This window comes from Xanthobacter pollutisoli (genome assembly GCF_040044995.1).
Taxonomy (GTDB): Bacteria; Pseudomonadota; Alphaproteobacteria; order Rhizobiales; family Xanthobacteraceae; genus Xanthobacter.
On the sequence record NZ_JBDZDP010000005.1, the window covers coordinates 105479 to 131681 of the forward strand.

Sequence of the window (26203 nt, forward strand, 5' to 3'; positions counted from 1 at the left end):
CCGGTCAGTTGCCCGCGCCGCGATAGGGCTCGGTCTCGTCGCGCTGGCCGGTCAGGCTCGGCGCGGCCGCGCCGGGTTTCAGGAACAGGCTGTAATGGTCGCCCGCCTTGAGCGGCGGCAGCTTCAGGGGCGGTGCCACCGCCGCGCCGCAGGAGGCGACGAGCACCGCCTCGATGGGGTTGATGGCGCGCTGGCGGGTGTCATTGGTGGCGACGTTCTCGAACACGGTCGGCCCGCCGTCCGCCACCGTCACCGCGGCGGCGCAGCCCGGCACCAGATTGTAGACGCGCAGCTGCGCCTTGAGGTCGTTGCGCCCCTCGGTCGGATCGGTGATGACCACCGCCGGGCCCTGCGGGGGGACGACGATGGTGGAGAAAGCATCGGCCGCCGGCACGAGGGTGCCCTCCGCCGCCTTGCCGCCGACGCTGACGGACAGCGGCGCGCCACCCTTCACGATGCGGTAGATGGTGGCGGTGTCCCCCGCGGGGACCGGTGCTGCGGCGGCACTGCCGATGGCAATGGGCGCGCCGCCGGCGGAGAGATCCACCACCCGCACGTAGGCCGAGCCGGCCGGCGGCTTGGGCGCATAGAGCCGCGTCAGCTCCTGCGCGCCGGCCGGCGCCAGCATGCAGCCGACGGCGGCGAGGCCGGCAGCGATCCGTCGACCAATGAATAGGAACGCGGACATGAAGGCAGACCCCGGATCTGGCCGCAGACGGCGGGCAAGATGCGACAGATACGGGGTGCGCGGTGCCCTGGCAACGCCGCCGCCCCCTCGTCGCCGGTTAAGGTTACGGGAAGCCGGCCGCCCGCGCCACCGCTCGACCGGCCTACGCCGGGCGCAGCGCAGTCTCGCACAGGCGCGACGGCGCCGGATCTCAGGCGGCCTTGGCGGCCATGGCCTGCGCCACCTTGGAGGCGGGCGTGCGGCCCAGCGCCGCCGTGATGGCGCGGCCGGCGGCGGCGAGGCGGTCGAGGTCCACTCCGGTCTCGATGCCGAGGCCATTCAGCATATAGACGAGGTCCTCGGTGGCGAGGTTGCCCGACGCGCCCTTGGCGTAGGGGCAGCCGCCGAGGCCCGCCACCGCCGCATCGACAGTGGCGACGCCGATGTCCAGGCAGGCGAGCACGTTGGCCAGCGCCTGCCCGTAGGTGTCATGGAAATGGATGGCGGTGCGGGCGAGGCCGATATGGTCGGCGACCGCCTGGGCCATGGCGCGCGCCTTGGCCGGGGTGCCGACGCCGATGGTGTCGCCCAGCGAAACCTCATAGCAGCCCATGGCCACCAGCGCCTCGGACACCTCCACCACCTTGGCCACCGGCACCTCGCCCTGATAGGGGCAGCCGAGGACGCAGCTGACATAGCCGCGCACCGCGATGCCGCGCGCCCGCGCGAGGTCCAGCACCGGGGTGAAGCGCTCCAGGCTCTCGGCGATGGTGCAATTGATGTTCTTGGCGGCGAACGCCTCCGACGCCGCAGTGAACACCGCCACCTCCTCCACACCCGAGGCCAAAGCCAGCTCGAGGCCCTTCAGATTGGGCGCAAGCACCGGGTAGCGCACGCCCTCGCGCCGGTCGATCTCGGCCAGGACAGCGGCGGTGTCGGCCATCTGCGGCACCCATTTGGGCGACACGAAGGAGCCGCTCTCGATCACCTTCAGTCCGGCATCGGCGAGGGCGTCGATCAGCGCCACCTTGGCGGCGAGGGGCACCACCCCCGGCTCATTCTGGAGCCCGTCGCGAGGACCGACCTCGACGATGCGAACGGATTGGGGCCTCGCCATCACGCGTCCTCCAGAACCAGCAGCTCGGCGCCCTCGTCCACGAGGTCGCCGACGGCGAATTTCAGCGCCTTCACCCGCCCGTCGCGGGGCGCTGCGACGGTATGCTCCATCTTCATCGCTTCCACCACCACCAGTGCGGCGCCCTTCGCCACCTCCTGCCCTTCCGCCACCGCGATGCGGATGATGGTGCCGGGCATGGGGGCGACGAGACGGCCGGCGGTGCCCGTCGCCGCCTGCGAGGCGAGGCGTGGGTCGACCACGTCGAGGGCATGCTCTGCACCGCGCACGAAGACGGTGAGGCGCGAGCCCGTGCGGATCACCCGGGCGGAGAGGGCGACGCCGTCGAGCCGGGCACGCAGGCTGCCGTCCTCGGCCGCCTCGCCCTCCACCCTCATGTCCCCGCCGGGCAGGGCCAAGGCGAAACCCGAGGGGCGGAAATGGGCGCGCACGACAATGCGGCGCTCGCGGTCGGCGAAGGTGAGGTCCACATGGGCGTCGCGGTTGAGCCGCCAGCCGGGGGCGAGGCCCCAGGGCGACCACGGGTCGGCGGCGTCCACGCTCTGCGCCGACTGGCGCGCCTCCTCCTCCAGTACGAACAAGGCGGCGAGGGCGAGCACGGTGTCGTCCACCGGCTGCGGCGGGGGCAGCAGCGCATCCTGGTGGCGGGCGATGAAATTGGTGTCGAGCTCCGCCGCCGCGAAGGCCGGATGGGCGGCGATGGCCTTGAGGAACACCCGGTTGGTGGCGAGCCCCACCACTTCGGTGGCCGCCAGCGCGGCCTCCAGCCGCCGCACCGCCTCCAGCCGGTCGGCGCCGAAGACGATGATCTTGGCGATCATCGGATCGTAATGGATGGAGACGGCATCGCCCGCACGCACGCCCGTATCGACGCGCGTGTGGTCGAGATGGGAGGGCAGCACGAGATGATCGAGCCGGCCCACCTGGGGCAGGAAGTCCCGCGCCGGGTCCTCGGCATAGAGGCGCACCTCCATGGCGTGGCCGACGAGGGGGATCTCCTCCTGCTTGAGCGGCAGCGTCTCGCCCTGGGCGACGCGGATCTGCCATTGCACCAGATCCTGCCCGGTGATGGCCTCCGTCACCGGATGCTCCACCTGCAGGCGGGTGTTCATCTCCATGAAATAGAAATTGTCGCCCTCGGCGATGAACTCCACCGTGCCGGCGCCGCGATAGCCCACGGCCTTGGCGGCATCCACCGCCGCCTTGCCCATGGCGGCGCGGCGCTCTGGGGTCATGCCCGGGGCGGGAGCCTCCTCCACCACCTTCTGGTGGCGGCGCTGAATGGAGCAGTCGCGCTCGTGGAGATAGACGCAGTTGCCGTGGCTATCGGCGAAGACCTGCACCTCGATGTGGCGCGGGGTGGTGAGATATTTCTCCACCAGCACCTTGTCGTCGCCGAAGGCGCTCTTGGCCTCGCGCTGGGCCGAGGCGAGGGCGTCGGGAAACTCATCCGCCGCGCGCACCACCTTCATGCCCTTGCCGCCACCGCCGGCGGACGCCTTGATGAGCACGGGAAAGCCGATGCGCGCCGCCTCACGAGCCAGGAGGCCCGCGTCCTGGTCCTCGCCGTGATAACCGGGCACCAGCGGCACGCCGGCGGTCTCCATCAGCGCCTTGGCGGCGCTCTTGGACCCCATCGCGCGGATGGCCGAGGCGGGGGGGCCGACGAAGACGATACCGGCCCGCTCGCACGCCTCGGCGAACTCCGCATTCTCCGACAGGAAGCCGTAGCCGGGATGGATGGCGTCCGCCCCGCTCGTCTTCGCCGCGTCGAGGATGGCGTCGACCCTGAGATAGCTCTCGCGCGCCGGGGCGGGGCCGATGGGATAGGCCTCGTCGGCCACCGCCACGTGCAGGGCATCGGCATCGGCCTGCGAATAGACGGCGACGGTGCGGATGCCCATGGCCTTGGCGGTGCGCATCACGCGCACGGCAATCTCGCCGCGATTGGCGACGAGCAGGGTGCGGATGGGACGGATCATGCGGTCCCCCAATTGGGTTTTCTCTTTTCGAGGAAGGCGGTGACGCCCTCGCGCCCGTCGGCGCTGCCGCGCTGATCGGCGATGCGGCGGGCGGTGTCCTGCACCACGGCGGCGTCGACCGGCCGGTCGACGGCGGCGACCAGCGCCTTGGTGGCGGCAATCGCTGCGGGGCTCGCCGCCTTCAGCGCCTTGAGATGGCGGGCGATGGCGGCGTCCAGCTCCTGCGCCGGCACCACCTCATGGACGAGACCCAGCTCCAGCGCGGTGGCGGCGGAGAAGCGTTCGGCAGTGAGGAAATAGCGCCGCGCCTGCCGCACGCCCATGGCCCGCACCAGATAGGGGCTGATGACCGCCGGGATGAGGCCGATGCGCACCTCGGTGACGGCGAATTCCGCCTCCGGCACCGCGACCGCGATGTCGCTGCACGCGATGAGCCCGGTGGCCCCGGCGAAGGCCGAGCCGTGGACGCGCACCAGCGTCGGCTTGGGGCTGAGGTCGATGGTGCGCATGAGCCGGCCGAGCGCCATGGCGTCCGCCAGATTTTCCTGGCGCGAGTACGACGCCATCCGGCGCATCCAGTTGAGGTCGCCGCCGGAGCAGAAGAGCGGGCCGTTGGCGCGCAGCAGGATGGCGAAGACGGCCGGGTCCGCGCTTGCCGCCTCATAGGCTGAGGTGAGCGTGGCGATCAGCTCATCGTCGAAGGCGTTGCGCACCTCCGGCCGATCGAGGGTCAGGACGGCGACCCCGTCCTCGACGATTGTGGTGAGGCCGGTGCTTGAGGCGCTCATGTGTTCCGCCTTTCGTGCCCACCCATCACATGCGGAACACGCCGAAGCGCGTCTCCTTCTCGGGGGCATTGAGGGCTGCGGAGATGGCGAGGGCCAGCACCATGCGGGTGTCGGCCGGGTCGATCACCCCGTCGTCCCACAGCCGGGCCGATGAGTAATAAGGATGGCCCTGCAGCTCGTACTGGGCGCGGATGGGGGCCTTGAAGGCGTCTTCCTCCGCCGCCGTCCACGCGCCGCCGCGGGCCTCGATGCCGTCGCGCTTCACCTGCGCCAGCACGCCCGCCGCCTGCTCGCCGCCCATCACCGAGATGCGGGCATTGGGCCACATCCACAGGAAGCGCGGATCGAAGGCCCGGCCGCACATGCCGTAATTGCCGGCGCCGAAGGAATTGCCGATCACCACGGTGAACTTGGGCACGCTGGCGCAGGAGACGGCGGTGACGAACTTGGCGCCGTCCTTGGCGATGCCGCCCGCCTCATATTTCCGCCCCACCATGAAGCCGGTGATGTTCTGCAGGAAGACCAGGGGAATATTGCGCTGGCAGCACAATTCCACGAAATGCGCGCCCTTCAGCGCGCTTTCCGAGAAGAGGATGCCGTTGTTGGCGATGATGCCCACCGGATAGCCGAAGATGCGGGCGAAGCCCGTCACCAGCGTCGGGCCGTAGAGCGGCTTGAACTCGTCGAACTCTGAAGCATCCACGATGCGGGCGATGATCTGGCGGACGTCGAAGGGCTGCTTGGGATCCGCCGAGACGATGCCGTAGATCTCCTTCGCGTCGTACAGCGGCGGGCGCGGCTCGCGGATGTCGAGGCTGTGCGCCTTGGTGGCGTTGAGGTCGGCGACGATGGCGCGGGCGATGCCCAAGGCATGGGCGTCGTTCTCCGCCATGTGGTCGGCGACGCCCGAGGTGCGGGTGTGGACCTCCGCCCCGCCCAGCTCTTCCGCCGTCACCACCTCGCCGGTGGCGGCCTTCACCAGCGGCGGGCCGCCGAGGAAGATGGTGGCCTGGTTCTTCACCATGATGGACTGGTCGGCCATGGCGGGCACATAGGCGCCGCCCGCGGTGCACGAGCCCATGACCACGGCGATCTGCGGGATGCCCTGCGCCGACATGTTGGCCTGGTTATAGAAGATGCGGCCGAAATGCTCGCGGTCCGGGAAGACCTCGTCCTGGTTCGGCAAGTTGGCGCCGCCGGAATCGACGAGATAGATGCACGGCAGGTGGTTTTCCTGCGCCACGCGCTGTGCGCGCAGGTGCTTCTTCACCGTCATGGGAAAATAGGTGCCGCCCTTCACGGTGGCGTCGTTGGCGACGATGACGCATTCGCGGCCGGAGACGCGGCCGAGGCCGGTGATAATGCCGGCGGCCGGGACCTCGTCGTCATACATGCCGTAGCCGGCGAGCTGGCTCAGTTCTAGGAAGGGCGAGCCGGTGTCCAGCAGGGTGCGGATGCGGTCCCGCGGCAGCAGCTTGCCACGCTTGAGGTGCCGTTCGCGGGCGACTTCGCCGCCGCCTTCGGCGATCCGCTCGACAACGGCCCGGAGATCCGCGACGGAGGCCTCCAGGGCCTCCCGGTTGCGGCGGAATGCGTCGGAGCGGCGGTCGACCGCATCCTCGATGATCGCCATGAGCGCCCTCGCCCCCGGTCTGAGCTTCGTGATCGCGCTGCCGTCGGGCCGGAGAGGACGCACGCCCCGGCGCGCCGCGGGCGCGGGGTCGAGACGGGCGTCATCCTCCGGTGCCGGTCAGCGCCGGCTTGGAAACGATCGTACGTTTTTTTCCGGTGGGCGCAAGGGCTTTCCGCGCGCGCTTCTTCGCTCAGCCGCGGGCGGCCTTCGCCATGCCGGCACGGGGCTTTCGGGGTTCGGCCTGCCGCACGGCGGTGCGCGGTTCGGCGGCGCTCTCCGGCAGAGCGGGCGCGGCGAGAAGGCCCGGCCCGCCGGTCACGCCGCTGACCACGAGGCCGGTATAGATCTCCACCAATTCGTCCTGGCTCAGCCGCCCGCCGGGGCGGTACCACATGCAGATGCCCGTGAGCATGGAGATGATGGCGTAGGTCGCGACCTTGGGCTCGCGCACCTGGAACATGCCCTCCTCGGCGCCCTGCCGCAGGATGGTCTCCAGCAGGCCTTCGTAGCGCCGGCGCAGGCCCACCACCACGGCGCGGTGCGCCTCGTCCAGGCTGCGGATCTCCATGTTGGCGATGAAGACGTGGGCCATGCGGGTCATGTGGTAGCGCAGGTGGAAGGCGGAGAAGGCCTTCACCCGGTCCAGCGGATCGTTCACGCCGGCCAGCGCCGCCTCAGCCTTGCCCAGCAGGTCCTCCATGTGGTCGCGCACGATGTCGAACAGCAGGCTCTGCTTGTTGTCGAAATATTTGTAGAGCGAGCCGGACTGGAGCCCCACCTCGCCCGCGAGCTGGCGCAGGCTCATGGCCTCGTAGCCGTGCCTGTAGATGAGCTTGACGCCCGCCTGCCTGATGGCTTCGGCGGTGCGTGCGCCGTTGGAACCGATGGTGCGCGCCATTGCCTTTTAACGCTCGATGTCCCGCCCCTTCAGGGTCCGGCCCGTGAAGCTTCATTGCGCGAACGGACTGCGCGAACGCGCGATCCGCGTGGCAGAGTGCGAGCACCGCCCCCGCGATGCAAGATCATCTTGCGACACGAAATGCCGCTTGACCACAATAAAAAAGAACGCTTGATTGTTTAATGAACCCGGCGAGACGATCGGGCCGAGAAATCAAGCAAGGCGCCTGGCCAGCTGTACAGCGAGGGCGCCGACTAGGGAGACGAAGGTATGGTCGCCCTGCGGGCGTGGCCTCAATCCTTGTGCATTGAAATCGCGTGGGACGCCTCTCCGGCGTAGTGGACGCAGCCATCGGCATCCACATGGCCGGTGTCTCCGGTGATGTAATAGTCGCTGCCGAACCGAAATCTGGCCTTCGTCGCCGCTTCGTCCTGGCTGTAGGCGCGAAACCAGAAGAGCGGCGAACGCGGCACGTGTATCGCCAGTATTCCCGTCGCGCCGACGCCCAGCTCGTTTCCCTCCTCGTCGAGGACGACGAGGGAAAATCCGGGCGCGACGCGGCCGACGGAAACACGATTGAGGGAGCCGGGATCATTGGGGTCATGCTTCATGCCGACGATCATGCCCGCTTCGCGGTGACCATACTGGTTCACGAGCGGCACGCCGAGCTTCTGCGTGACCCAGGAAATGATGTCCTGAGGCAGGGGCTCGCCGCCGACGGTGACGATGCGCAGTGCGAGGCGGTGCGAGAGCGCGGTGGGATCGCCGCGCCGCCACGCCTTGATCTGTGACGGCGCGGCCGTGAGGTTGGTGACGCGGAATTTCGACAGGACGCGATAGCCTTGCGAGACGTCGTAGGGCCCATCGCAGAAGATGATGGACTTGCCGATCAGGAGGGGGCCGACGAGGCCGTAGAAAACGCCGTATTCCCAGCCCTGGTCGGTCATGTTCCAGAACACGTCCTCGTCGCGGACGTCGAGCCCGTGGCGCATGTACTGCTCGATCTCGGCCAGCGCGCGAACGGGGGTGAGCAGGCCGTATGTCGGCTCCACCGCCTTGGCCGAATAGGTCATGATGAAGGGGTCGTTTTCGCCATAGGTCGCAGCCTCGGCCAGAGGTTCGGCCTCGTAGATCGATGACCAGAACTGGGTCACGCGACCTTCTATGCGGTTAATGTGGTCTCCCTCGACGAGAAAGACGGGAGTCGATGGCTTGATGTACTTTCTCGCGCGCTCGACCAGCACGCGATCGGCGACGATCGCCTTCACGCCGCCCGCCTCCAGGCGGGCATTCACCGCCGATGCGGAATAGGTGGAGAAGAGCGGCATGTACACCGCGCCGACCCGCCAGATTGCGAGGGCCGCAATGATCAGCTCGACGCCCTTGGGGAGCATGACGGCGACGCGGTCGCCCTTCCTTATGCCGACGGATGCGAGGACACGGGCAAAGCGCGATGAATAGTCCGAGAGCCTGCCGAAACTCAGTTCCGAGGTCTGGCCCGACACCGACTCATGGATCATGGCCGGATGCGCACGCTTGCCTGGCAAGTGACGGTCGCACAGCAGATGCGCGAAGGATATGGCGTTTCCGCGATATTCCGGCCGCTGGTACTGGCTCGGATTGGGCATGGCCTCGGCCGGCGGCGCGCCGGGACCCTGCGGCGGACCGGCCCGATGCCCGATCTCCTGCAGGAATGCGCCGAAGGTGTAGAAGCGCGTCGCCGCATCGTACGCCAGCAAGCCCTCGCGAACGAGTGCCGCCGCGAGCCGATGGGCCGTGGGCTTGGAAAGGCCGGTGCCTGCCATGAGATCGGCCAGACGCGCGCCATGGGGCGGCGCACCCGCAACCGCCCGCAGGACGGAAATGGCGCGGGACAGGCTTTGGGCCCCCTTTGGGCCCGTATCCGGATCAGACGGCACTGGCATGTCTTATTATGTGAGACGAAATCCGGCGGACGGCAATAATTTTCTCAATAGTCAAAGTCGCGCTTGAAAGATTCGAACGACCGCTTGATAATGTAGGCAATCAACGTCTCACAATATGAGATTGTGGCTCACAGAAGCCACCCCGCGCAAGCGGGTTAGGGAGGGGACCATGTCGCTACCTGCCGCCTCGGCCGAGGCTGCCAAGGGCGTGTCTGCCCTGCTTGACGTGCAGAACATCTCGCTGCGGTTCGGCGGCCTCAAGGCGCTGTCCGACGTGAGCTTCCACGTGCGTCCCAGCGAGCTCTTCTCCATCATCGGCCCCAACGGCGCCGGCAAGACCTCGATGCTCAACTGCATCTCCGGGCGCTATACGCCGAGCGAAGGGCGCGTGGTATTCGACGGCGCCGACGTGACCAGGCTGAAGCCCAACCGGCGCGCGGAGATCGGCATCGGCCGCACCTTCCAGAACCTCGCCTTGTTCAGCCACATGAGCGTTCTCGACAACATCATGGTCGGCCGCCATCACCTGCTGAAGAACAACTTTCTCACCGGCGCGCTCTACTGGATCGGCGGCGCCCAGAAGGAAGAGCTGGAGCATCGCCGCAAGGTGGAGGAAGTCATCGACTTCCTCGACATCCAGCATGTGCGCAAGGCGACCGCCGGCACCCTGTCCTACGGGCTCCGCAAGCGGGTCGAGCTGGCGCGCGCCGTGGCGCTGGAGCCCAAGCTGATCCTTCTCGACGAGCCCATGGCGGGCATGAACCTGGAAGAGAAGGAGGACATGGCCCGCTACATCGTCGATCTCAACGAGGAGTGGGGCATGACCATCGTGATGATCGAGCACGACATGGGCGTGGTGATGGACATTTCCCACCGGGTCATGGTGCTCGACTTCGGCCGCAAGATCGCCGACGGCCTGCCGGCCGAGGTGCTCGCCAACGAGCACGTGCGAAAGGCCTATCTCGGCGAGGAGGATCCCCTGCTCGAAGACGAGACGGCCGCCGCCCCTCTCCCCGAAATGCGTTCCGCGTGAGCCGCCCCATGGCCATTGCCAACGAGACCTATCCGGACGTCACCGTCCACGACACCATGCCGAAACTGCTCGCGCAGCACGCCAAGGCCCATCCCGGCGACGTGTGGCTGCGCGAGAAGGACCTCGGCATCTGGATTTCCTACACCTTCGCGGACGTGCAGCAGCGGGTGCGCGACATCACCCTCGGCCTCACCACCCTCGGCGTCGCCCGCGGCGACGTCATCGGCCTGCTCGGCGACAACCGCCCTGAATGGCTGATGGGGGAGATCGCCGCCCATGCGCTCGGCGGCATGAGCCTTGGCATCTATCGCGACGCGCTGGGCGACGAGGTGGCTTATCTCGTCACCTACGCCGACGTGGCCGTGGTGTTCGCCGAGGACGAGGAGCAGGTGGACAAGCTGCTCTCCCTCGACGAGAAGATCCCCACTGTCCGCCACATCGTCTATTCCGACCCGCGCGGCATCCGCAAATACGACGACCCGCGTCTCATCTCCCTGAAGGAGCTGGAGAAGCGCGGCGCCGAGGTGGCCGCCCGCGATGCTTCGGCCTACGACCGGCTGGTGAGCGCCGGCAAGGGCGACGACGTCGCCATCCTGTGCACCACCTCGGGCACCACGTCCCATCCCAAGCTCGCCATGCTCACCGGCGGCGCGGTGCTGAAGCACTGCCGCGCCTATCTCGACATGGACCCGCGCACCGCCGCCGACGAATACGTCAGCGTGCTGCAGATGCCGTGGATCATGGAGCAGATCTACGCCTTTGGTCAGGCGCTCATCTCCCGCATGAAGGTGAACTTCGTGGAGGAGCAAGAGACGCTCATGGCCGACATGCGCGAGATCGGCCCCTCCTTCGTGCTGTTCGCCCCGCGGGTGTGGGAGCAGATCGCCGCCGACGTGCGCTCGCGCATGATGGATTCCTCCGCCTTCAAGCGGGCCATGTTCGACATCGGCATGAAGCTCGGCCTCAAGGCGCTGGACCAGGGGCGGCGCTCGCCGCTTGCCGACTTCATCCTGTTCCGCGCCCTGCGCGACCGGCTCGGCTTCTCGCACCTGAAATCCGCCGCCACCGGCGGCGCGGCGCTGGGGCCCGATACCTTCCGCTTCTTCCTCGCCCTCGGCGTGCCCATGCGCCAGCTCTACGGCCAGACCGAGCTGCTCGGCGCCTACACGCTGCACAAGGCGGAGGACGTGGATTTCGACACCGTGGGCGTGCCCTTCGACGGGGTGGAGATCCGCATCGACGATCCCGATCCCAACGGCCTCGGCGAGGTGGTGACGCGTCACGCCAACATGTTCACCGGCTACTTCCGTAACGCCGAGGAGACCGCCAAGTCCTTCGCCGAAGAGGGCTGGATGCGCACGGGCGACGCCGGCTTCTTCAACACCAAGGGCCATCTCGTGGTCATCGACCGCATCCGCGACATGGCCAAGACTTCCCACGGCGACCGTTTCTCGCCGCAATACATCGAAAACAAGCTGAAGTTCTCGCCCTACGTGGCCGAGGCCGTGGTGCTGGGTGACGGGCGCGACAGCCTCGCCGCGCTCATCTGCATCCGCTTCTCCATCGTCTCCAAATGGGCGGAGAAGAACCGCATCTCGTTTACCACCTACACCGACCTCTCTGCCCGCCCGGAAGTGATCGAGCTTCTGCGCAAGGAAGTGGAGGCGGTGAACCGCACCCTGCCCGAGAAGCAGCGCATCGGCCGCTTCCTCCTGCTCTACAAGGAGCTGGATGCCGACGACGGCGAACTGACCCGCACCCGCAAAGTGCGCCGCGGCGTCATCAACGAGCGCTACGGCACCATCATCGATGCCATGTATGCCGGCCAGAAGGTGATCGACGTGGACACCACCATCACTTTCCAGGACGGCACCCGCCAGCGCATCAAGACCAAGCTCGACGTCATCGACCTCGGCGCCCCGCGGCCGGTGAACGACGATACCAAGCGGAGGGCCGCGTGATGCGGAACTCGATGCTGCCCGCACCCCGGACCAGCGACCGCGCAGCCGGAGCGCCGAGCCGGGGTCCAGGGGAAAATACGGCGCAGCCGGCAATATCGCCAACCACCTCAGCTGAAGCCGCCTTCGGCGCACCCTTGCGCTGGGCCCCGGCTCGCCGTCCGCTGTCGCTCACTGGGTCCGGGGCGCGAATCCGGCCCTCAAATGTCATCGCGACGGAGCCCGTCTGATGCAATCCCAGCTTCTGCTCCAGCTCATCATCAACGGGCTCATCATCGGCACGCTCTACGGCGTGGTCGGCATGTGCTTCGTGCTCATCTACAAGGCCTCGCAGGTGGTGAACTTCGCCCAGGGCGAGTTCCTGCTCATCGGCGCCTGGACCTGCTGGTGGCTGCTCACGGCGTGGAACATCCCCTTCTTCTGGGGCTTCCTCATCGCCATCTGCTTCATGATGGTGTTCGGCATCTGCGTGCAGATGGTGATCCTGCGCCCGCTCATCGGCGAGCCGATCATCTCCGTCATCATGGTGACGATCGGCATGTCCATCTTCTTCCAGGCGCTGATGAAGTGGATGTTCGGCACCTTCGCCCAACCGTTCCCGCCCATCTTCCCGGTGGACAAAGTGAACATCCTCGGGCTGCAGGTGCAGACGGCCTATCTCATGTCCACCGGCGTCAGTCTCGCGATCATGGCGGGCTTCGCCTGGTTCTTCAAATATTCGCGCCTCGGCCTCGCCATGCGGGCCACCGCCTTCTCCCAGCAGGTGGCGCAGTCGCTCGGCATCTCGGTGCGCCAGGTGTTCGCCTTGTCCTGGGGCATCTCGGCGGCGGTCTCGGCGGTCGCCGGCGTGGTGGTGGGCATCGTCAACGGCGTGTCCTCGGCCCTCTCCTTCTTCGGCATCAAGGTGTTCCCCGCGGTGATCCTCGGCGGCCTCGACAGCGTGTTCGGCGCGGTGGTGGGCGGCCTCATCGTCGGCCTGCTGGAGAACCTCGGGCAGTTCGTCGACAGCCAGTATCTCAAGTGGGGCAACCTCTATGAGATCATTCCCTTCTACGCCCTCATCATCATCCTGATGATCAAGCCCTACGGCCTGTTCGGCACCCGCGACATCGAGAGGGTCTGAGGAAAATGGCCATCACCTCGCTCCGCCCCTGCGGCGACTACCGCGCCAGCTACCGGGCCGACCAGACCATCTTCACGACGCGGCTGACCATGCTGTTCTGCGTCGCGGCCGTGGTGCTGCTGTGCTTTGCGCCCTTCTTCTTCTCGCGCTACGTGCTGAGCCTGATGATCCAGATCGGATATCTCGGCATCGCCGCGCTGGGGCTCAACATCCTGGTTGGCTTCTCCGGCCAGATCTCCATCGGCCATGCCGTGTTCTTCGGCTTCGGCGGCTTCGCCTCCGCCTTCCTCGCCGACAAGGGCGTGCCGGTGCCGCTCGCCATCGTGCTGGCGGGGCTGTGGACCACGGTGGTTGGCCTCATCTTCGGCCTGCCAGCGGCGCGGGTGAAGGGGCTCTACCTCGCCATCGCGACGCTCGCCGCGCAGTTCATCCTGCAGGACTTCTTCGTCCGCGCCGAGTGGTTCACCGGCGGCACCCACGGCGCCATAGCCGCGCCCTTCACCCTGTTCGGCTATGATCTGTCCGGCGACGACAAGTATTTCTACGTCGTGCTGTTCTTCGTGGTGGTCATGTATCTCGGCGCGACCAACCTGATGCGCTCGCGCGACGGGCGGGCGCTGATCGCCGTGCGCGACCATTATCTGTCCGCCGAGATGATGGGCGTGAACCTCACCAAGTACCGCACCATGGCGTTCGGCATCTCGTCCTTCTACGCCGGTATCGGCGGCGCGCTCTATGCGCACTATGTGGGCTTCATGTCGGTGGAGGGGCTGGACATCCTGTTCTCCATCCAGTTCCTCGGCATGATCATCATCGGCGGCCTCGGCTCCATCATGGGCTCGCTCATGGGGACGATCTTCATGGTGCTGCTGCCGGAGGCCACCGGCTGGCTCGCCTCGGCCCTGTCGGGCAGCGTGATCGACCAGGTGCTGCACCTGAAGGACGGCATCACCTACATGCGCGAGATGCTGATCGGTGCCACCATCATCCTGTTCCTGATCTTCGAGCCGGACGGCCTCGCCCACCGCTGGCGCCTCATCAAGGCCTACTGGAAGCTCTACCCCTTCTCCTACTGACGAAACCCGGGAACGGCGGCACAGAACCGCCGACCCCGAACGAGGAAACCCAAGGAGCAAAAGATGAAGCGACTGACCCTCTCCCTCGTCTCGGCGCTGGCGCTCACCGCCGCCGCCCCCGCCCTCGCCCAGTCCATCAACATCGGCCACCTCGCCGACTATTCCGGCGGCACCTCGGACGTGGGCCAGCCCTACGGGCAGGCGGTGCAGGACACCATCGCCTGGGTGAACAAGAACGGCGGCGTCAACGGCAAGCAGATCAATTCCGACTTCAACGAATACGGCTACCAGGTCCCCCGCGCGCTGGCCGCCTTCAAGAAGTGGGTGGGCACCGACAAGGTGGTCGCCATCCAGGGCTGGGGCACGGCCGACACCGAGGCCCTGGTCGGCATGGTGACGAAGGAGGAGATCCCCTATTACTCGGGCTCCTACTCCGCCTCCCTCACCGACCCCAAGGGCAAGGTGAACGAGAAGAGCGAGCGCGCCGCGCCGTTCAACTTCTTCTACGGCCCGTCCTATTCCGACGCCGCCCGCGCCATGGTGCAGTGGGCCGCCGACGACTGGAAGAAGAAGGGCAAGCCCGGCAAGCCCAAGTGGGTGCACATGGGCGCCAACCATCCCTTCCCCAACTCGCCCAAGGCGGCGGCGGAAGCCTATGCCAAGGAACTGGGCTTCGAGGTGCTGGACCCCATCACCTTCGCCCTCACCCCCGGCGACTATACCCCCCAGTGCCTGACGCTGAAGCAGGCGGGCGCCAACTACGCCTATCTCGGCAACACCGCCGGCTCCAACATTTCGGTGCTGAAGGCCTGCAAGACCGCGGGCGTGGACGTGCAGTTCTTCGGCAACGTCTGGGGCATGGATGAGAACGCCGCCAAGGCGGCGGGCGATGCGGCCAATGGCGTCGTCTTCCCGGTGCGCACCGCCGTGACCTGGTCGGGCGACGCGCCGGGCCTCGCCACCGCCAAGGAGATCTCCAAGATCTCCGATCCCTCGGGCACCACCTATCGCCCGGTGCACTATCTCGCCGCCATCTGCACCGCCCTCTACATGAAGGAAGCCATGGAGTGGGCGGACAAGAACGGCGGCGTCACCGGCGTGAAGATCCGTGACGGCATGTACCAGAAGAAGGACTGGGTGCCGAAGGGCATGGAAGGCGTCTGCAAGCCCTCCACCTGGACCGCCACCGACCACCGTCCCACCACCAGCGTGGACCTCTACCGCTCGGTGGTGTCCGGCCCGACCGACGCCTCCGTGACCGACCTCGTGAAGTCCGGCGTCATCAAGCTGGAGAAGGTCGCCACCATCGACCTGCCGCGCAAGACCGAGCTGCAGGGCTGGTGAGCCCCGGGGCGCGCGGACCCGACGCGCGCCGCGCCACACGCATCATCCCCCGGCGTGGCCGGGGGATCCACCCATCCGTTCGGTCGGTGCCGAACATCCGGGCAGCGGCCCGGCCCGCCAAGGATCCCCCGGCCAGTCCGGGGGATGCTGTCGGAGGGGCAAACCGGATCGGGCTCGCATCGCCGCATGCGGGCAAGACATAGGGGCAAAAGCCATGGCCGAGGCCGCACTGAAGATCGAACCCGTTGCCGAGACCGCGCCCCCGCTGCTGTCGGTGGACAACATCGAGGTGGTCTACAACGACGTCATCCTCGTGCTCCGCGGCCTCTCCCTGAAGGTGCCGCAGGGCCAGATCGTCGCTTTGCTCGGCTCCAACGGGGCCGGCAAGTCCACGACGCTCAAGGCGATCTCCGGGCTGCTCAAGACCGAGGACGGCGAGATCACCCGCGGCGACGTGACCTTCATGGGCGAGAAGATCAACGGCATCGAGCCGGACAAGATCGTCCGCCGCGGCATCTTCCAGGTGATGGAGGGCCGCCGCATCATCGCCGACATGACCTGCCTCGAAAACCTCCGCCTCGGCGCCTTCACACGGCGCGACAACGAGGTGAAGAGCGACATCGAGCGCGTCTACGAATATTTCCCGCGCCTCAAGGAGCGCACCGGCCTTGCCGGCTATCTCTCCGGCGGCGAGCAGCAGATGCTCGCCATCGGCCGGGCCATCATGTCCCGCCCCAAGCTCATCCTCATGGACGAGCCCTCCATGGGCCTCTCGCCGCTGCTGGTGAAGGAGGTCTTCGCCATCATCAAGAAGCTCAACCAGGACCTCGGCGTCACCATCCTCCTGGTGGAGCAGAACGCGCGCGTGGCGCTCTCGGTGGCGGACTACGGCTACATCATGGAGCAGGGCAAGATCGTGCTCGACGGCACCGCCGACCAGCTCCAGTCCAACGAGGACGTGAAGGAATTCTACCTGGGCCAAGGTGGCGGCGAGGAGCGCAGGAGCTTCAAGAATCTCAAGAGCTTCAAGCGCCGCAAAAGGTGGCTCTAGCCGTGCCCTGGACACGCGACGGCGCCGCCGGAGCGCCGATCCGCCGTCCAGGGGACACTCCCGCGAAGCCGGCCCGCTCCCGCTTGCGGTTCCAGGCAGGCCGCCTTCGGCGAACGTGAGCGCTGGACCCCGGCTCTCCTTCCGCTCGCGCTCCAGTCGGCCGGGGAGCAGAGCATGTTACCCGGCCAGTTTCCGCAAGAGCCCGACCATGACCGATCCGAACCGCCATTACGATTCCAGCGAGATCCGCGACCCTCAGGCGCGCGAGGCCGCGCTGCTGCAGGCGCTCGCCGCGCAGGTCGCCCACGCCAAGGCGAAGGCGCCCTATTTCGCCGCGCTGTTCAGGGACGTCGACCCGGCTGCCATCACCACCCGGGCCGCGCTGGCGCAACTGCCCGTGACGCGCAAGTCCGACCTCCTCGAGATCCAGCCGCGCAGCTATCCCTTCGGCGGGCTCAACGCAACGCCGCCGGGCCGCCTCGCGCGCATCTTCATGTCGCCCGGCCCCATCTACGACGTGGAGGGCCATGGGCCGGACTTCTGGCGCTTCGCCCGCGGCCTGTTCGCCGCCGGCTTTCGCGCCGGCGACATCGTGCACAATTCCTTTTCCTACCACCTCACCCCTGCCGGCTCGATGGTCGAGAGCGGCGCCCATGCGCTGGGCTGCGCCGTTGTCCCCGCCGGCGTCGGGCAGACCGACCTGCAATTGCGCGCCATCGCCGACATCCGCCCGCAGGGCTACGGCGGCACGCCCTCCTTCCTGAAGATCCTGGTGGACAAGGCGCGCGAGAGTGGCACCGACATCTCCTCCCTCACCAAGGCATTGGTGTCGGGCGAGGCGTTCCTCCCCGCCCAGCGGGCCGAGCTGAAGGCCGCCGGGATCACGGCCCGCCAGTGCTACGGCACGGCCGACCTCGGCCTCATCGCCTATGAGAGCGAGGCCGAGGAAGGGATGATCGTGGACGAGGGCTGCCTCGTCGAAATCCTGCGTCCCGGCACCGGCGATCCGGTGGAGACCGAGGGCGAGGTGGGCGAGGTGGTCGTCACCCTGTTCGAGCCGGACTATCCCCTGGTGCGCTTCGCCACGGGCGACCTCTCGGCCATCATGCCGGGCATGAGCCCGTGCGGGCGCACCAACATCCGCCTCAGGGGCTGGATGGGCCGCGCCGACCAGACCACCAAGATCCGCGGCATGTTCGTGCATCCCGTGCAGGTGCAGGCGGCGGTGAAGAAGCATCCGGCCGTGGCCAAGGCCCGCCTCGTGGTGGAGCGCGCCGGCGGCCAGGACGACATGATCCTGGAAGTCGAGGCCGCCGAGCCGGGCGCGCTCGCCCAGGAGGCCCTGCTGGACGATCTGCGCGCCACCACCAAGCTGCGCGGACGGCTGGTGATGCTCACGCCGGGGTCCCTCCCCGCGGACGCCAAGACCATCGAGGACCGCCGGCCGGTGTAAGCCGGCGGCGGCCAGGGACCGTCGCCCAATGGGCAGCCGGGAACTTTTGCCCGAACGGCTTCTTAAATTCCTCTCACAAAATCCTTTTATATCAGATCGTTATGGACAGCCCCCGCGCCGGACGCCACAGTGGCGCGCATCCGGCGAGGCGGGGGTGAAACCGCGCCCGCCCGCAGACCGGGAGGACGGCCATGCTCACCCGCCGCCGCATGCTGGCGCTGACGGCAACGGCGCTCGCCGCCGCGGGCACGGCACCCGGCGCTGCGCGCGCCGCACCGCCGCTCCGCCTCGGCATCCTCCAGTTCGGCACCGCGGCTTGGGAAATCGCCGCCATGACGGCGCTGGGGCTGGACGCCGCCCACAATTTGAGCCTCGCCACCACCCGCTACGCCAACAACGACGCCGGCCGCATCGCCTTCCAGGCCGGCGCGGCGGACGCCATCGTCACCGATTTGCTCTGGGCCGCGCGGGTGAAGGCGGAAGGCCGCGACCTCGTCTATCTGCCCTTCTCCTCGTCCGAAGGCGCGGTGATGGTGCCGCAGGCCTCGCCCATACGCTCCCTTTCCGACCTCGCCGGCAAACGGCTGGGCGTGGCGGGCGGCGCCCTCGACAAGAGCTGGCTGATGCTGAAGGCGGCGGCGCAGGAAAAGGCCGGTCTCGACCTGCAATCCGCCGCCCAGCCGGTCTTCGCCGCGCCGCCTCTGCTCGCCGCCGAGCTGGAGCAGGGGCGGCTCGACGCCGCTCTGCTCTACTGGACCTTCGCCGCCCGGCTGGAGCCCAAGGGCTTCCGCCGGCTGGTGAGCGTCGAGGAACTGGTGAAGGGCTTCGGCCTGCCCCATGAGCCGACCCTGGTGGGCTACGTGTTCGACGGCGGCTTCGCCCGCGCCTATCCCGCGGTGGTCTCGGCCTTCGCCGCCGCCTCCCGCGCCACCAAGGCGGCGCTGGGGGATGCGAACCCCGCCCGCTCCGGCCCCGCCTGGGCCGCGGCGCGGCCGGAGATGCAGGCCGGCGACGACGCCACCTTCGAGGCCCTGCGCCGCGGCTTCATCGCCGGCATCCCGCGCCTTCCGCTCGCCGAGGAGCGCGCGCTGGCGGCGCAGCTCTACGCGGTGCTGGCCCGCCTCGGCGGGCCGCGCCTCGTGGGCCCCGCTCTCACTTTGCCGCCGGACCTCTATTTCGCGGGGGAGCCGGTGGCGCGATGAGGCTGCTCACGTCCGGCGCCGCGGCCCGGGTCGGATCCCTCGTCCTGCTGCTCGTCCTGTGGGAGGCCGTCGCCAGCCTCGTCCATAGCCGGTCCCTGCCGGCCCCCCATGCGGTCTTCGCCTTCATCGCCCGCGAGGCGACCACGGGGGACCTGCTCTCCAACCTCGGCATCACGCTGGTGCGCGTCGTCGTCTCCTTCTGCGTCGCCATGGCCATCGGCTGCGCCATCGGCGTCGCCTTCGGGCGGCTGCGGCGGCTCGATGCGGCGTTCGACACCTGGCTGGTGGTGCTGCTCAACACGCCAGCCCTCGTCCTGACCGTGCTCTGCTACATCTGGCTCGGCCTGACCGAGGCGGCGGCGGTGCTGGCGGTGGCGCTGAACAAGATTCCCACCGTCGCCGTGCTCATGCGCGAAGGCGCGCGGGCGCTCTCCCCGGAGCTGGACGAGATGGCCGGCGCCTTCCGCCTCTCCGCCCTCGACCGGATGCGCCACGTGGTGTTGCCGCAGCTCCAGCCGCACATCGCCGGCGCCGCCCGCTCCGGTCTCGCTCTGGTGTGGAAGATCGTGCTGGTGGTGGAGCTGCTGGGCCGCCCCGACGGGGTGGGCTACGCCATCTCGGTCTATTTCCAGCTGTTCGACGTGACCGCCGTGCTCGGCTATTCGCTGGCCTTCATGGCGGTCATGCTGGCCATCGAATATGGCGTCATCCAACCCTATGAAGCCCATGTCCGCCACTGGCGCCTCGCCGCTTCTTGAGGCGGTGATCCGCGCCAAGACCTATGTGCGCCCCGACGGCACCGCCATGCCGGCGGTGGCGGGCCTGACCCTCGCGCTCCGGCGGGGCGAGTTCGTCTGCCTCATCGGCCCGTCGGGCTGCGGCAAGACGACGACGCTGCGCATCCTCGCCGGCTCGACCGCGCCTTCGAGGGCAGCGTGACGCCGGACCCCGCCCGCCTCGCCATCGGCGTCGCCTTCCAGGAGCCGCGGCTGCTGCCGTGGCGCACGGTGGAGGAAAACATCCGCCTGGTGCTGCCGCGGTCGCGGCGGGGCGAGGACCTCGCGCCCCTGCTGGCGCGGTTCGGCCTTGCCGACCACCGCGCGCGCTACCCCTCCGAACTGTCGCTCGGCCTGGCGCGGCGGGTGTCGCTGGCCCGGGCGCTGGCGGTGAAGCCGGATCTGCTGGTGCTGGACGAGCCCTTCGTCTCCCTCGACAATCAGGCCGCGGCGGAGCTGCGCCGCTACGTGGCCCTCGCCGCCGCCGACGGCGGCATGAGCGTGCTGATGGTGACCCACAATGTGCGCGAGGCGCTGGAGCTCGCCGACCGGCTCGTGCTGCTCGCGCCGCGCCCGACCTTCATCCTGGACGAGGTCCGGCTGGAGGCACCGCGAGGCCTGCGCGATGGCGCCTGGATCGAGACCCGGCGGGCGGACCTAGCGGCGCGTTTCGAGGGGCTGCGCGAAGCCTGAGAAGGAGAAAAGGGCATGGGCCTTGCTTGGTTGCGGCGCCTCGCCGCACGAGTGATGGCGGTACTGCTGACCGGCAGCCTGTCCTATGCTGCGGCGCAAACACACGCCGAAGTCCTTCCCGTGCGAGAGGTCGCGCCCGGGGTGTTCGTGCATCAGGCCCCCTATGCCCTTGCCCTGCCGCGCAATCTCGGTTTCGTCGGCAACGCGGGCTTCATCATCGGCAAAGATGCGGTGGCGGTGGTGGACACCGGGGGCAGCTTCGCCGCAGGGGCGCAGCTGAAGGCGGCGATCCGCGCCCGCACCGCCCTGCCCATCCGCTACGTCATCAACACCCACATGCATCCCGACCACGTGCTCGGCAACGCCGCCTTCGCCGATGCAGGCGTGGTCTTCATCGGCCATCGCAACTTGCCCGAAGCCCTCGCCGCGCGGGCCGAGGCCTATGCTTCGGCGACCGAGCGGCTGGTTGGGCCGGCGGCGGCCGGCACGCGGGTGATTCTGCCCAGCGAGACCGTCGACGGCGTGCGCGAGATCGACCTCGGCGAGCGCCGCCTGAAGCTGGAAGCCTGGCCTACCGCCCACACCGCCACCGACCTGACCGTGCTGGACGAGATGACCGGCACCTGGTTCCTGGGCGACCTCCTGTTCCTCGGCCATGTGCCCGCCCTCGACGGCAAGGCGCTGGGATGGATCGCGCTTCTCGACGAACTCAAGCGCCGTCCGGCGGCGCGGGTGGTGCCCGGACATGGCCCGGCGTCCGCCCCGTGGCCCGAGGCGGCAGCCCCCACCGAGCGCTATCTGAACCGCCTCGTTTCCGACGTCCGCAACATGGTGCAGGCCGGCGAGGGCATGGCCGACGCGGCCCGCACTGCAGGCCGCGCCGAGGCCGGCGACTGGGCCCTTTTCGACGATTTCAATGCGCGCAACGCCACCGCCGCCTATCACGAGCTTGAGTGGGAGTGAGCGCGGCCGTAAGCGCGACACGGCTGTTGCAGCGCAATATTGTCGAGGCACGGTCTTCGCAGCTGCATCACAAGTCTTCGTCCCCTCCGGACGAATGGCGTATTGCTTCCGATCAAAACATTGCTTACGTTCCCCACAGCTTCGGCTTCAACAACTCCGTGCGGGGAACGCGGGGTTGGTTCGCAGGCCTGCGGGACCCTTTGTCACCGCAAGGCTTCAGGGCATCACGCCGGTCGTGACACGCTGCCGAAGTAGATGGAGTCCCCCAAGGCGACAACAACGCTCAGTGCGTTACCCGAGCCATATGCGTGGCGGCGGGCGCGCATCCATCGGAGGAAGCCCGGATGAGACGTCTTTTGGTTATGACCGCGGTGGCGGCGGCGACCGCTTTTGCCGGCGCGCCCGCCAGCGCGAACGACAGTGTAATGAAGCTCACGCAGGACCCGAACCAGTGGGTGCTGCAGACCGGCGACTACGCCAACACGCGCTATTCCAAGCTCAAGCAGATCACGACTGACAATGTGGGCAAGCTCCAGGTCGCCTGGACTTTCTCCACCGGCGTGCTGCGCGGCCATGAAGGCTCGCCGCTGGTGGTGGGCGACGTGATGTATGTGCACACGCCGTTCCCCAACATCGTCTACGCCCTCGACCTGAAGAACGAAGGCAAGATCATCTGGAAGTACGAGCCGAAGCAGGATCCCAACGTGATCCCGGTGATGTGCTGCGATACGGTCAATCGCGGTCTCGCCTATGCCGACGGCAAGGTCTTCCTGCATCAGGCCGACACCAAGGTCGTGGCCCTCGACGCCCAGAACGGCAAAGTTCTGTGGTCGCAGGTCAACGGCGATCCGAAGAAGGGCGAGACCAACACCGCGACCGTGATGCCGGTGAAGGACAAGCTCATCGTCGGCATCTCCGGCGGCGAGTTCGGCGTGCGCTGCCACGTCACCGCCTATGATCTCGCCTCGGGCAAGCAGGTGTGGCGCGCCTATTCCATCGGTCCGGATTCCGACATCCTGATGGATCCGGAAAAGACCATGGATCTCGGCAAGCCGGTCGGCAAGGATTCGTCCCTGAAGACCTGGCAGGGCGACCAGTGGAAGATCGGCGGCGGCTGCACCTGGGGCTGGTATTCCTACGACCCCCAGACCAACCTGATCTACTACGGCTCGGGCAACCCCTCCACCTGGAACCCGAAGCAGCGCCCCGGCGACAACAAGTGGTCCATGACCATCTTCGCCCGTGACGCCGACACCGGCATGGCCAAGTGGGTCTACCAGATGACCCCCCACGACGAGTGGGACTATGACGGCGTCAACGAGATGATCCTCGTCGACCAGCAGATCGGCGGCCAGAACCGTCCGCTCCTGGTCCATTTCGACCGCAACGGCTTCGGCTACACCCTCGACCGCAAGACCGGCGAGCTGCTGGTGGCCGAGAAGTACGACCCCGCGGTGAACTGGGCCACCAAGGTCGACATGGACAAGAACAGCCCCACCTACGGCCGTCCGCTGGTGGTTGCCAAGTATTCGACCGAGAAGCAGGGTGAGGATGTCAACACCACCGGCGTCTGCCCGGCGGCGCTCGGCACCAAGGACCAGCAGCCTGCGTCCTTCTCGCCGGATACCGGCCTGTTCTACGTGCCCACCAACCACGTGTGCATGGACTACGAGCCGTTCCGCGTGAGCTACACCCCGGGCCAGCCCTATGTGGGCGCGACCCTCTCCATGTTCCCGGCGCCGGGCAGCCACGGCGGCATGGGCAACTTCATCGCGTGGGATGCCCGCCAGGGCAAGATCGTCTGGTCCAACAAGGAGCAGTTCTCCGTGTGGTCCGGCGCGCTCGCCACGGCCGGCGGCGTGGTCTTCTACGGCACGCTCGAAGGCTATCTGAAGGCGGTTGACGCCAAGACGGGCAAGGAACTCTACAAGTTCAAGACCCCGTCCGGCATCATCGGCAACGTGATGACCTACACCCACCAGGGCAAGCAGTACGTCGCCGTCCTGTCGGGCGTCGGCGGCTGGGCCGGCATCGGCCTCGCGGCCGGTCTGACCGACCCCAACGCCGGCCTCGGCGCGGTGGGCGGCTACGCAGCCCTCAGCAGCTACACCGCCCTCGGCGGCCAGCTGACGGTCTTCACCCTCCCGCAGTGATGCGGGGCTGAGACCGGCGCATCACCCATGCGCATTCCGGGCCGGCACGGGGCGTGCCCCGCCGGCCCGGTTCTTTTCCAGCACAGGCTCCTCGCCGTCATCGCACGGAACGGACCTGTGCGCCCTCGAGCCTGAAGGTTCGACCACGCTGAACGGCCCTTCGGCCGCCGGCGCTATCGAGAGACGGTCGTCGCCGGCGCCTGTGCCCTGCCCGTCTTGCCCTTCGTCTGCCGTTTTGGAGAGATCGTGTGGTTTCATCAGTCCAACTGACGCGCGCGGGCGCTTTCCTCTTCGCCGCGCTCTCGCTCACCCTGGCCGGCGCGGTTCCCGCGGCTGCGGAAGACCCCGCCAAGCCAGCCGATCCCAAAGCGGTAAAGGACGAGGACGGCAAATATTTCGACGCCGCCGGCGCGCCCACCTACAACATCAAGCCCGACGGCACGGTGGATTGGTTCACCTATTCCGGCTACCGCCGCTACCACGCCGAATGCCACGTGTGCCACGGGCCCGACGGCATGGGCTCCACCTACGCGCCCGCTCTGGTCGATTCGCTCAAGACGATGAATTACGACCAGTTCAGTGAGGTGGTGGTGGGCGGCCGGCAGAATGTGGGCGGCGGCAACGACAAGGTCATGCCCTCCTTCGGCCTGAACAAGAACGTGATGTGCTACCTCGACGACATCTACGTCTATCTGCGCGCCCGGTCCGACGACGCCCTCGGCCGCGTGCGTCCCGCCAAACGCGAGGACAAATCGCAGGGGACCAACAATGCTGAAAAGGCCTGCCTCGGAGAATAAGGAGCGGTTCGCGCCCCTCCTCGCCTCCCTCGCCACGGGAGCGCTCGCCGCCATCCTGCTGTTCAGCCCCACCGGAGCGGGCGGGCAGCAGATCCCGGACCAGGTCTCGGCGGACGCGCTCAGGGTGTGCGCCGAGCCCGCCAACATGCCGTATTCCAACACGGCGGGAGAGGGCTTCGAGAACGCCATCGCCGGCATCATCGCCGACGAGCTGAAGGTGCCGGTACGCTATTATTTCATGCCCGCCGGCCCGGGCTTCGTGCGCAACACGCTGGGGCGCCGGCTGTGCGACGTGGTCATCGGCTATGCCGCGGGCGCCGATCCCGTGCTGCACACCAATCCCTACTACCAGTCGGTCTATGTGCTGGTGGTGAAGGCCGGCGGCCCGCTCGACGGCGTCACCCAGCTGTCCGACCCGAAGCTGCGCGACGCCCGCCTCGGCATCGTCGCCGGCACCCCGCCGGCCGACCATCTGCTGGAGCTCGGGCTGTTGCCCAACGCCCGCACCTACTCGCTGCTGGTGGACCGGCGCTTCGAATCACCCGCCGAGGAGATGCTGGCCAACCTCGCCGAGGGCCGGCTGGACGGCGCCCTGCTCTGGGGCCCCACCGCCGGGCCCTTCGCCGCCCGCACGGCGACCCCGCTCAAGGTGGTGCCGCTGGTGCAGGAGGCCGATCGGCCGGCCATGGCCTATCGCATCACCATGGGCGTGCGCCAGGCGGACCATGCCTGGAAGCAGACCCTGAACACCATCCTCGTCAAGCGGGCCGACGACATCCAGCGGGTGCTGCTGGCGGCCCACGTGCCACTGCTCGACGACGACGACAAAGTCATTCCCCCGCCGGCCGCTTCCAAGCCTGCTGAGGCGAAACCGGTTGAATCGAAACCCCAAGGCGGGAGCGCCGGGCGATGAGCCGCCAGCGGCGCGCGGCGGGACCCGGCGGCCTGCCGAGCTGCGCGGCCGCGTCCCGCTCGGGCCGCGTGGGCAAGGCGGCGGTGCTCGCGCTCCTCACCTTCGCCCTCACGGTGGCGCTCACCTTCGCCTTCCTGACGCCCTCCCCCGCCCACGCCGAGCCGCCGCCCGAACCGGACGGCTACCGCATGGACGCCTATCGTGCGCCGGTGCCCGCGACCCTCGCCGGTGCCCGTGTGCTGGACACCGAGCAGGCCGCCGCCCTGTGGCGCGCGCAGAAGGCCGCCTTCGTCGACGTGCTGCCGCGGCCACCGCGGCCGGCCAATCTGCCGGCCGGCACGGTGTGGCGCGACCAGCCGCGCCCCAGCATTCCCGGCGCCATGTGGCTGCCCAACACCGGCTTCGGCGCCCTCAGCGAGGAGACGGAAGCCTATCTGCGCGCCGGCCTCGGCGCCGCCACGCGCGGCGATGTGAATGCGCCGCTGGTGATTTTCTGCCAGCGTGAGTGCTGGATGTCGTGGAACGCGGCCAAGCGCGCCATCGCCTATGGCTATCGCGACGTGTCCTGGTTCCCCGAGGGCACCGAGGGCTGGGCTGCCGCCGGCCTGCCCCTCGAACCGGTGGAGCCGCATCCATGATC

The 26203-nt window shown here is 68.2% G+C and carries 21 protein-coding genes and 1 pseudogene; 15 read left to right on the forward strand and 7 right to left on the reverse strand.

Annotation, left to right across the window (positions count from 1 at the left end; all coding sequences use genetic code 11):
- Positions 1-4 precede the first annotated feature (4 nt).
- From ABLE93_RS12780 to ABLE93_RS12810, 7 genes are all read right to left on the reverse strand, one after another.
- The gene (locus ABLE93_RS12780) at positions 5-688 is read right to left on the reverse strand and encodes an alginate O-acetyltransferase AlgF (protein WP_348840192.1); all 684 of its coding nucleotides are present in this window, start codon (positions 686-688) and stop codon (positions 5-7) included.
- A gap of 190 nt (positions 689-878) precedes the next feature.
- Positions 879-1784, reverse strand: coding sequence for a hydroxymethylglutaryl-CoA lyase (locus ABLE93_RS12785; protein ID WP_348840193.1), 906 nt, complete (start codon positions 1782-1784; stop codon positions 879-881).
- Entirely contained in the window at positions 1784-3784 is a 2001-nt protein-coding gene (locus ABLE93_RS12790; protein ID WP_348840194.1) for an acetyl-CoA carboxylase biotin carboxylase subunit, read from the reverse strand. Before ABLE93_RS12790 ends, ABLE93_RS12785 begins: the two co-directional genes overlap by 1 nt.
- Positions 3781-4572, reverse strand: a complete 792-nt coding sequence (locus ABLE93_RS12795; RefSeq protein ID WP_348840195.1) for an enoyl-CoA hydratase/isomerase family protein — start codon at positions 4570-4572, stop codon at positions 3781-3783. Before ABLE93_RS12795 ends, ABLE93_RS12790 begins: the two co-directional genes overlap by 4 nt.
- Positions 4573-4597: 25 nt before the next feature.
- Positions 4598-6205 carry a carboxyl transferase domain-containing protein gene (locus ABLE93_RS12800; RefSeq protein WP_348840196.1) on the reverse strand — a complete coding sequence of 536 codons (1608 nt, stop codon included), beginning with the start codon at positions 6203-6205 and terminating at the stop codon, positions 4598-4600.
- Between the two features lie 190 nt (positions 6206-6395).
- Positions 6396-7103: a TetR/AcrR family transcriptional regulator gene (locus tag ABLE93_RS12805; RefSeq protein ID WP_348840197.1), complete on the reverse strand. Its 708-nt coding sequence runs from the start codon at positions 7101-7103 to the stop codon at positions 6396-6398.
- A gap of 293 nt (positions 7104-7396) precedes the next feature.
- Complete coding sequence (locus ABLE93_RS12810) at positions 7397-9028, reverse strand: AMP-binding protein (protein ID WP_348840198.1); 1632 nt, start codon at positions 9026-9028, stop codon at positions 7397-7399.
- 169 nt (positions 9029-9197) lie between these two features.
- On the opposite strand from ABLE93_RS12810, the gene ABLE93_RS12815 reads away from it, so the two are divergent.
- The 15 genes and pseudogenes from ABLE93_RS12815 to ABLE93_RS12890 all read left to right on the forward strand — a co-directional run bounded on the left by ABLE93_RS12815 (position 9198) and on the right by ABLE93_RS12890 (position 26201).
- A complete protein-coding gene (locus ABLE93_RS12815) occupies positions 9198-10061 on the forward strand; it encodes an ABC transporter ATP-binding protein (RefSeq protein WP_510183016.1) in 864 nt (287 codons plus the stop codon).
- A gap of 8 nt (positions 10062-10069) precedes the next feature.
- Positions 10070-12022, forward strand: coding sequence for a long-chain fatty acid--CoA ligase (locus ABLE93_RS12820; protein ID WP_348840199.1), 1953 nt, complete (start codon positions 10070-10072; stop codon positions 12020-12022).
- A 226-nt stretch (positions 12023-12248) separates the two neighbouring features.
- Positions 12249-13142: a branched-chain amino acid ABC transporter permease gene (locus tag ABLE93_RS12825; RefSeq protein WP_348840200.1), complete on the forward strand. Its 894-nt coding sequence runs from the start codon at positions 12249-12251 to the stop codon at positions 13140-13142.
- A 5-nt stretch (positions 13143-13147) separates the two neighbouring features.
- On the forward strand, positions 13148-14218 hold the full coding sequence (locus ABLE93_RS12830) for a branched-chain amino acid ABC transporter permease (protein ID WP_348840201.1): 1071 nt from the start codon (positions 13148-13150) through the stop codon (positions 14216-14218).
- Positions 14219-14281: 63 nt separating this feature from the next.
- Entirely contained in the window at positions 14282-15562 is a 1281-nt protein-coding gene (locus ABLE93_RS12835) for an ABC transporter substrate-binding protein (protein ID WP_348840202.1), read from the forward strand.
- Positions 15563-15776: 214 nt separating this feature from the next.
- The gene (locus ABLE93_RS12840; RefSeq protein WP_348840203.1) at positions 15777-16613 is read left to right on the forward strand and encodes an ABC transporter ATP-binding protein; all 837 of its coding nucleotides are present in this window, start codon (positions 15777-15779) and stop codon (positions 16611-16613) included.
- Between the two features lie 208 nt (positions 16614-16821).
- On the forward strand, positions 16822-18066 hold the full coding sequence (locus ABLE93_RS12845) for a phenylacetate--CoA ligase family protein (protein WP_348840204.1): 1245 nt from the start codon (positions 16822-16824) through the stop codon (positions 18064-18066).
- A gap of 191 nt (positions 18067-18257) precedes the next feature.
- Positions 18258-19268: an ABC transporter substrate-binding protein gene (locus ABLE93_RS12850; RefSeq protein WP_348840205.1), complete on the forward strand. Its 1011-nt coding sequence runs from the start codon at positions 18258-18260 to the stop codon at positions 19266-19268.
- Entirely contained in the window at positions 19265-20026 is a 762-nt protein-coding gene (locus ABLE93_RS12855; RefSeq protein ID WP_348840206.1) for an ABC transporter permease, read from the forward strand. Before ABLE93_RS12850 ends, ABLE93_RS12855 begins: the two co-directional genes overlap by 4 nt.
- Positions 19995-20737: pseudogene (locus ABLE93_RS12865) on the forward strand (ABC transporter ATP-binding protein). The gene ABLE93_RS12855 and the pseudogene ABLE93_RS12865 overlap by 32 nt, the downstream one beginning before the upstream one ends.
- Positions 20738-20752: 15 nt before the next feature.
- Positions 20753-21700, forward strand: coding sequence for a quinoprotein relay system zinc metallohydrolase 2 (locus tag ABLE93_RS12870; protein ID WP_348840209.1), 948 nt, complete (start codon positions 20753-20755; stop codon positions 21698-21700).
- Positions 21701-22044: 344 nt separating this feature from the next.
- Positions 22045-23853, forward strand: a complete 1809-nt coding sequence (gene xoxF5, locus ABLE93_RS12875; RefSeq protein ID WP_348840210.1) for a lanthanide-dependent methanol dehydrogenase XoxF5 — start codon at positions 22045-22047, stop codon at positions 23851-23853.
- Positions 23854-24164: 311 nt separating this feature from the next.
- Positions 24165-24650 (forward strand): c-type cytochrome, methanol metabolism-related, encoded by a 486-nt coding sequence (locus ABLE93_RS12880; protein ID WP_348840363.1) that lies wholly within the window; start codon positions 24165-24167, stop codon positions 24648-24650.
- Entirely contained in the window at positions 24622-25563 is a 942-nt protein-coding gene (locus ABLE93_RS12885) for a substrate-binding domain-containing protein (protein ID WP_348840211.1), read from the forward strand. Before ABLE93_RS12880 ends, ABLE93_RS12885 begins: the two co-directional genes overlap by 29 nt.
- Entirely contained in the window at positions 25560-26201 is a 642-nt protein-coding gene (locus ABLE93_RS12890) for a PQQ-dependent catabolism-associated CXXCW motif protein (RefSeq protein ID WP_348840212.1), read from the forward strand. The genes ABLE93_RS12885 and ABLE93_RS12890 overlap by 4 nt, the downstream gene beginning before the upstream one ends.
- Positions 26202-26203: the final 2 nt, after the last annotated feature.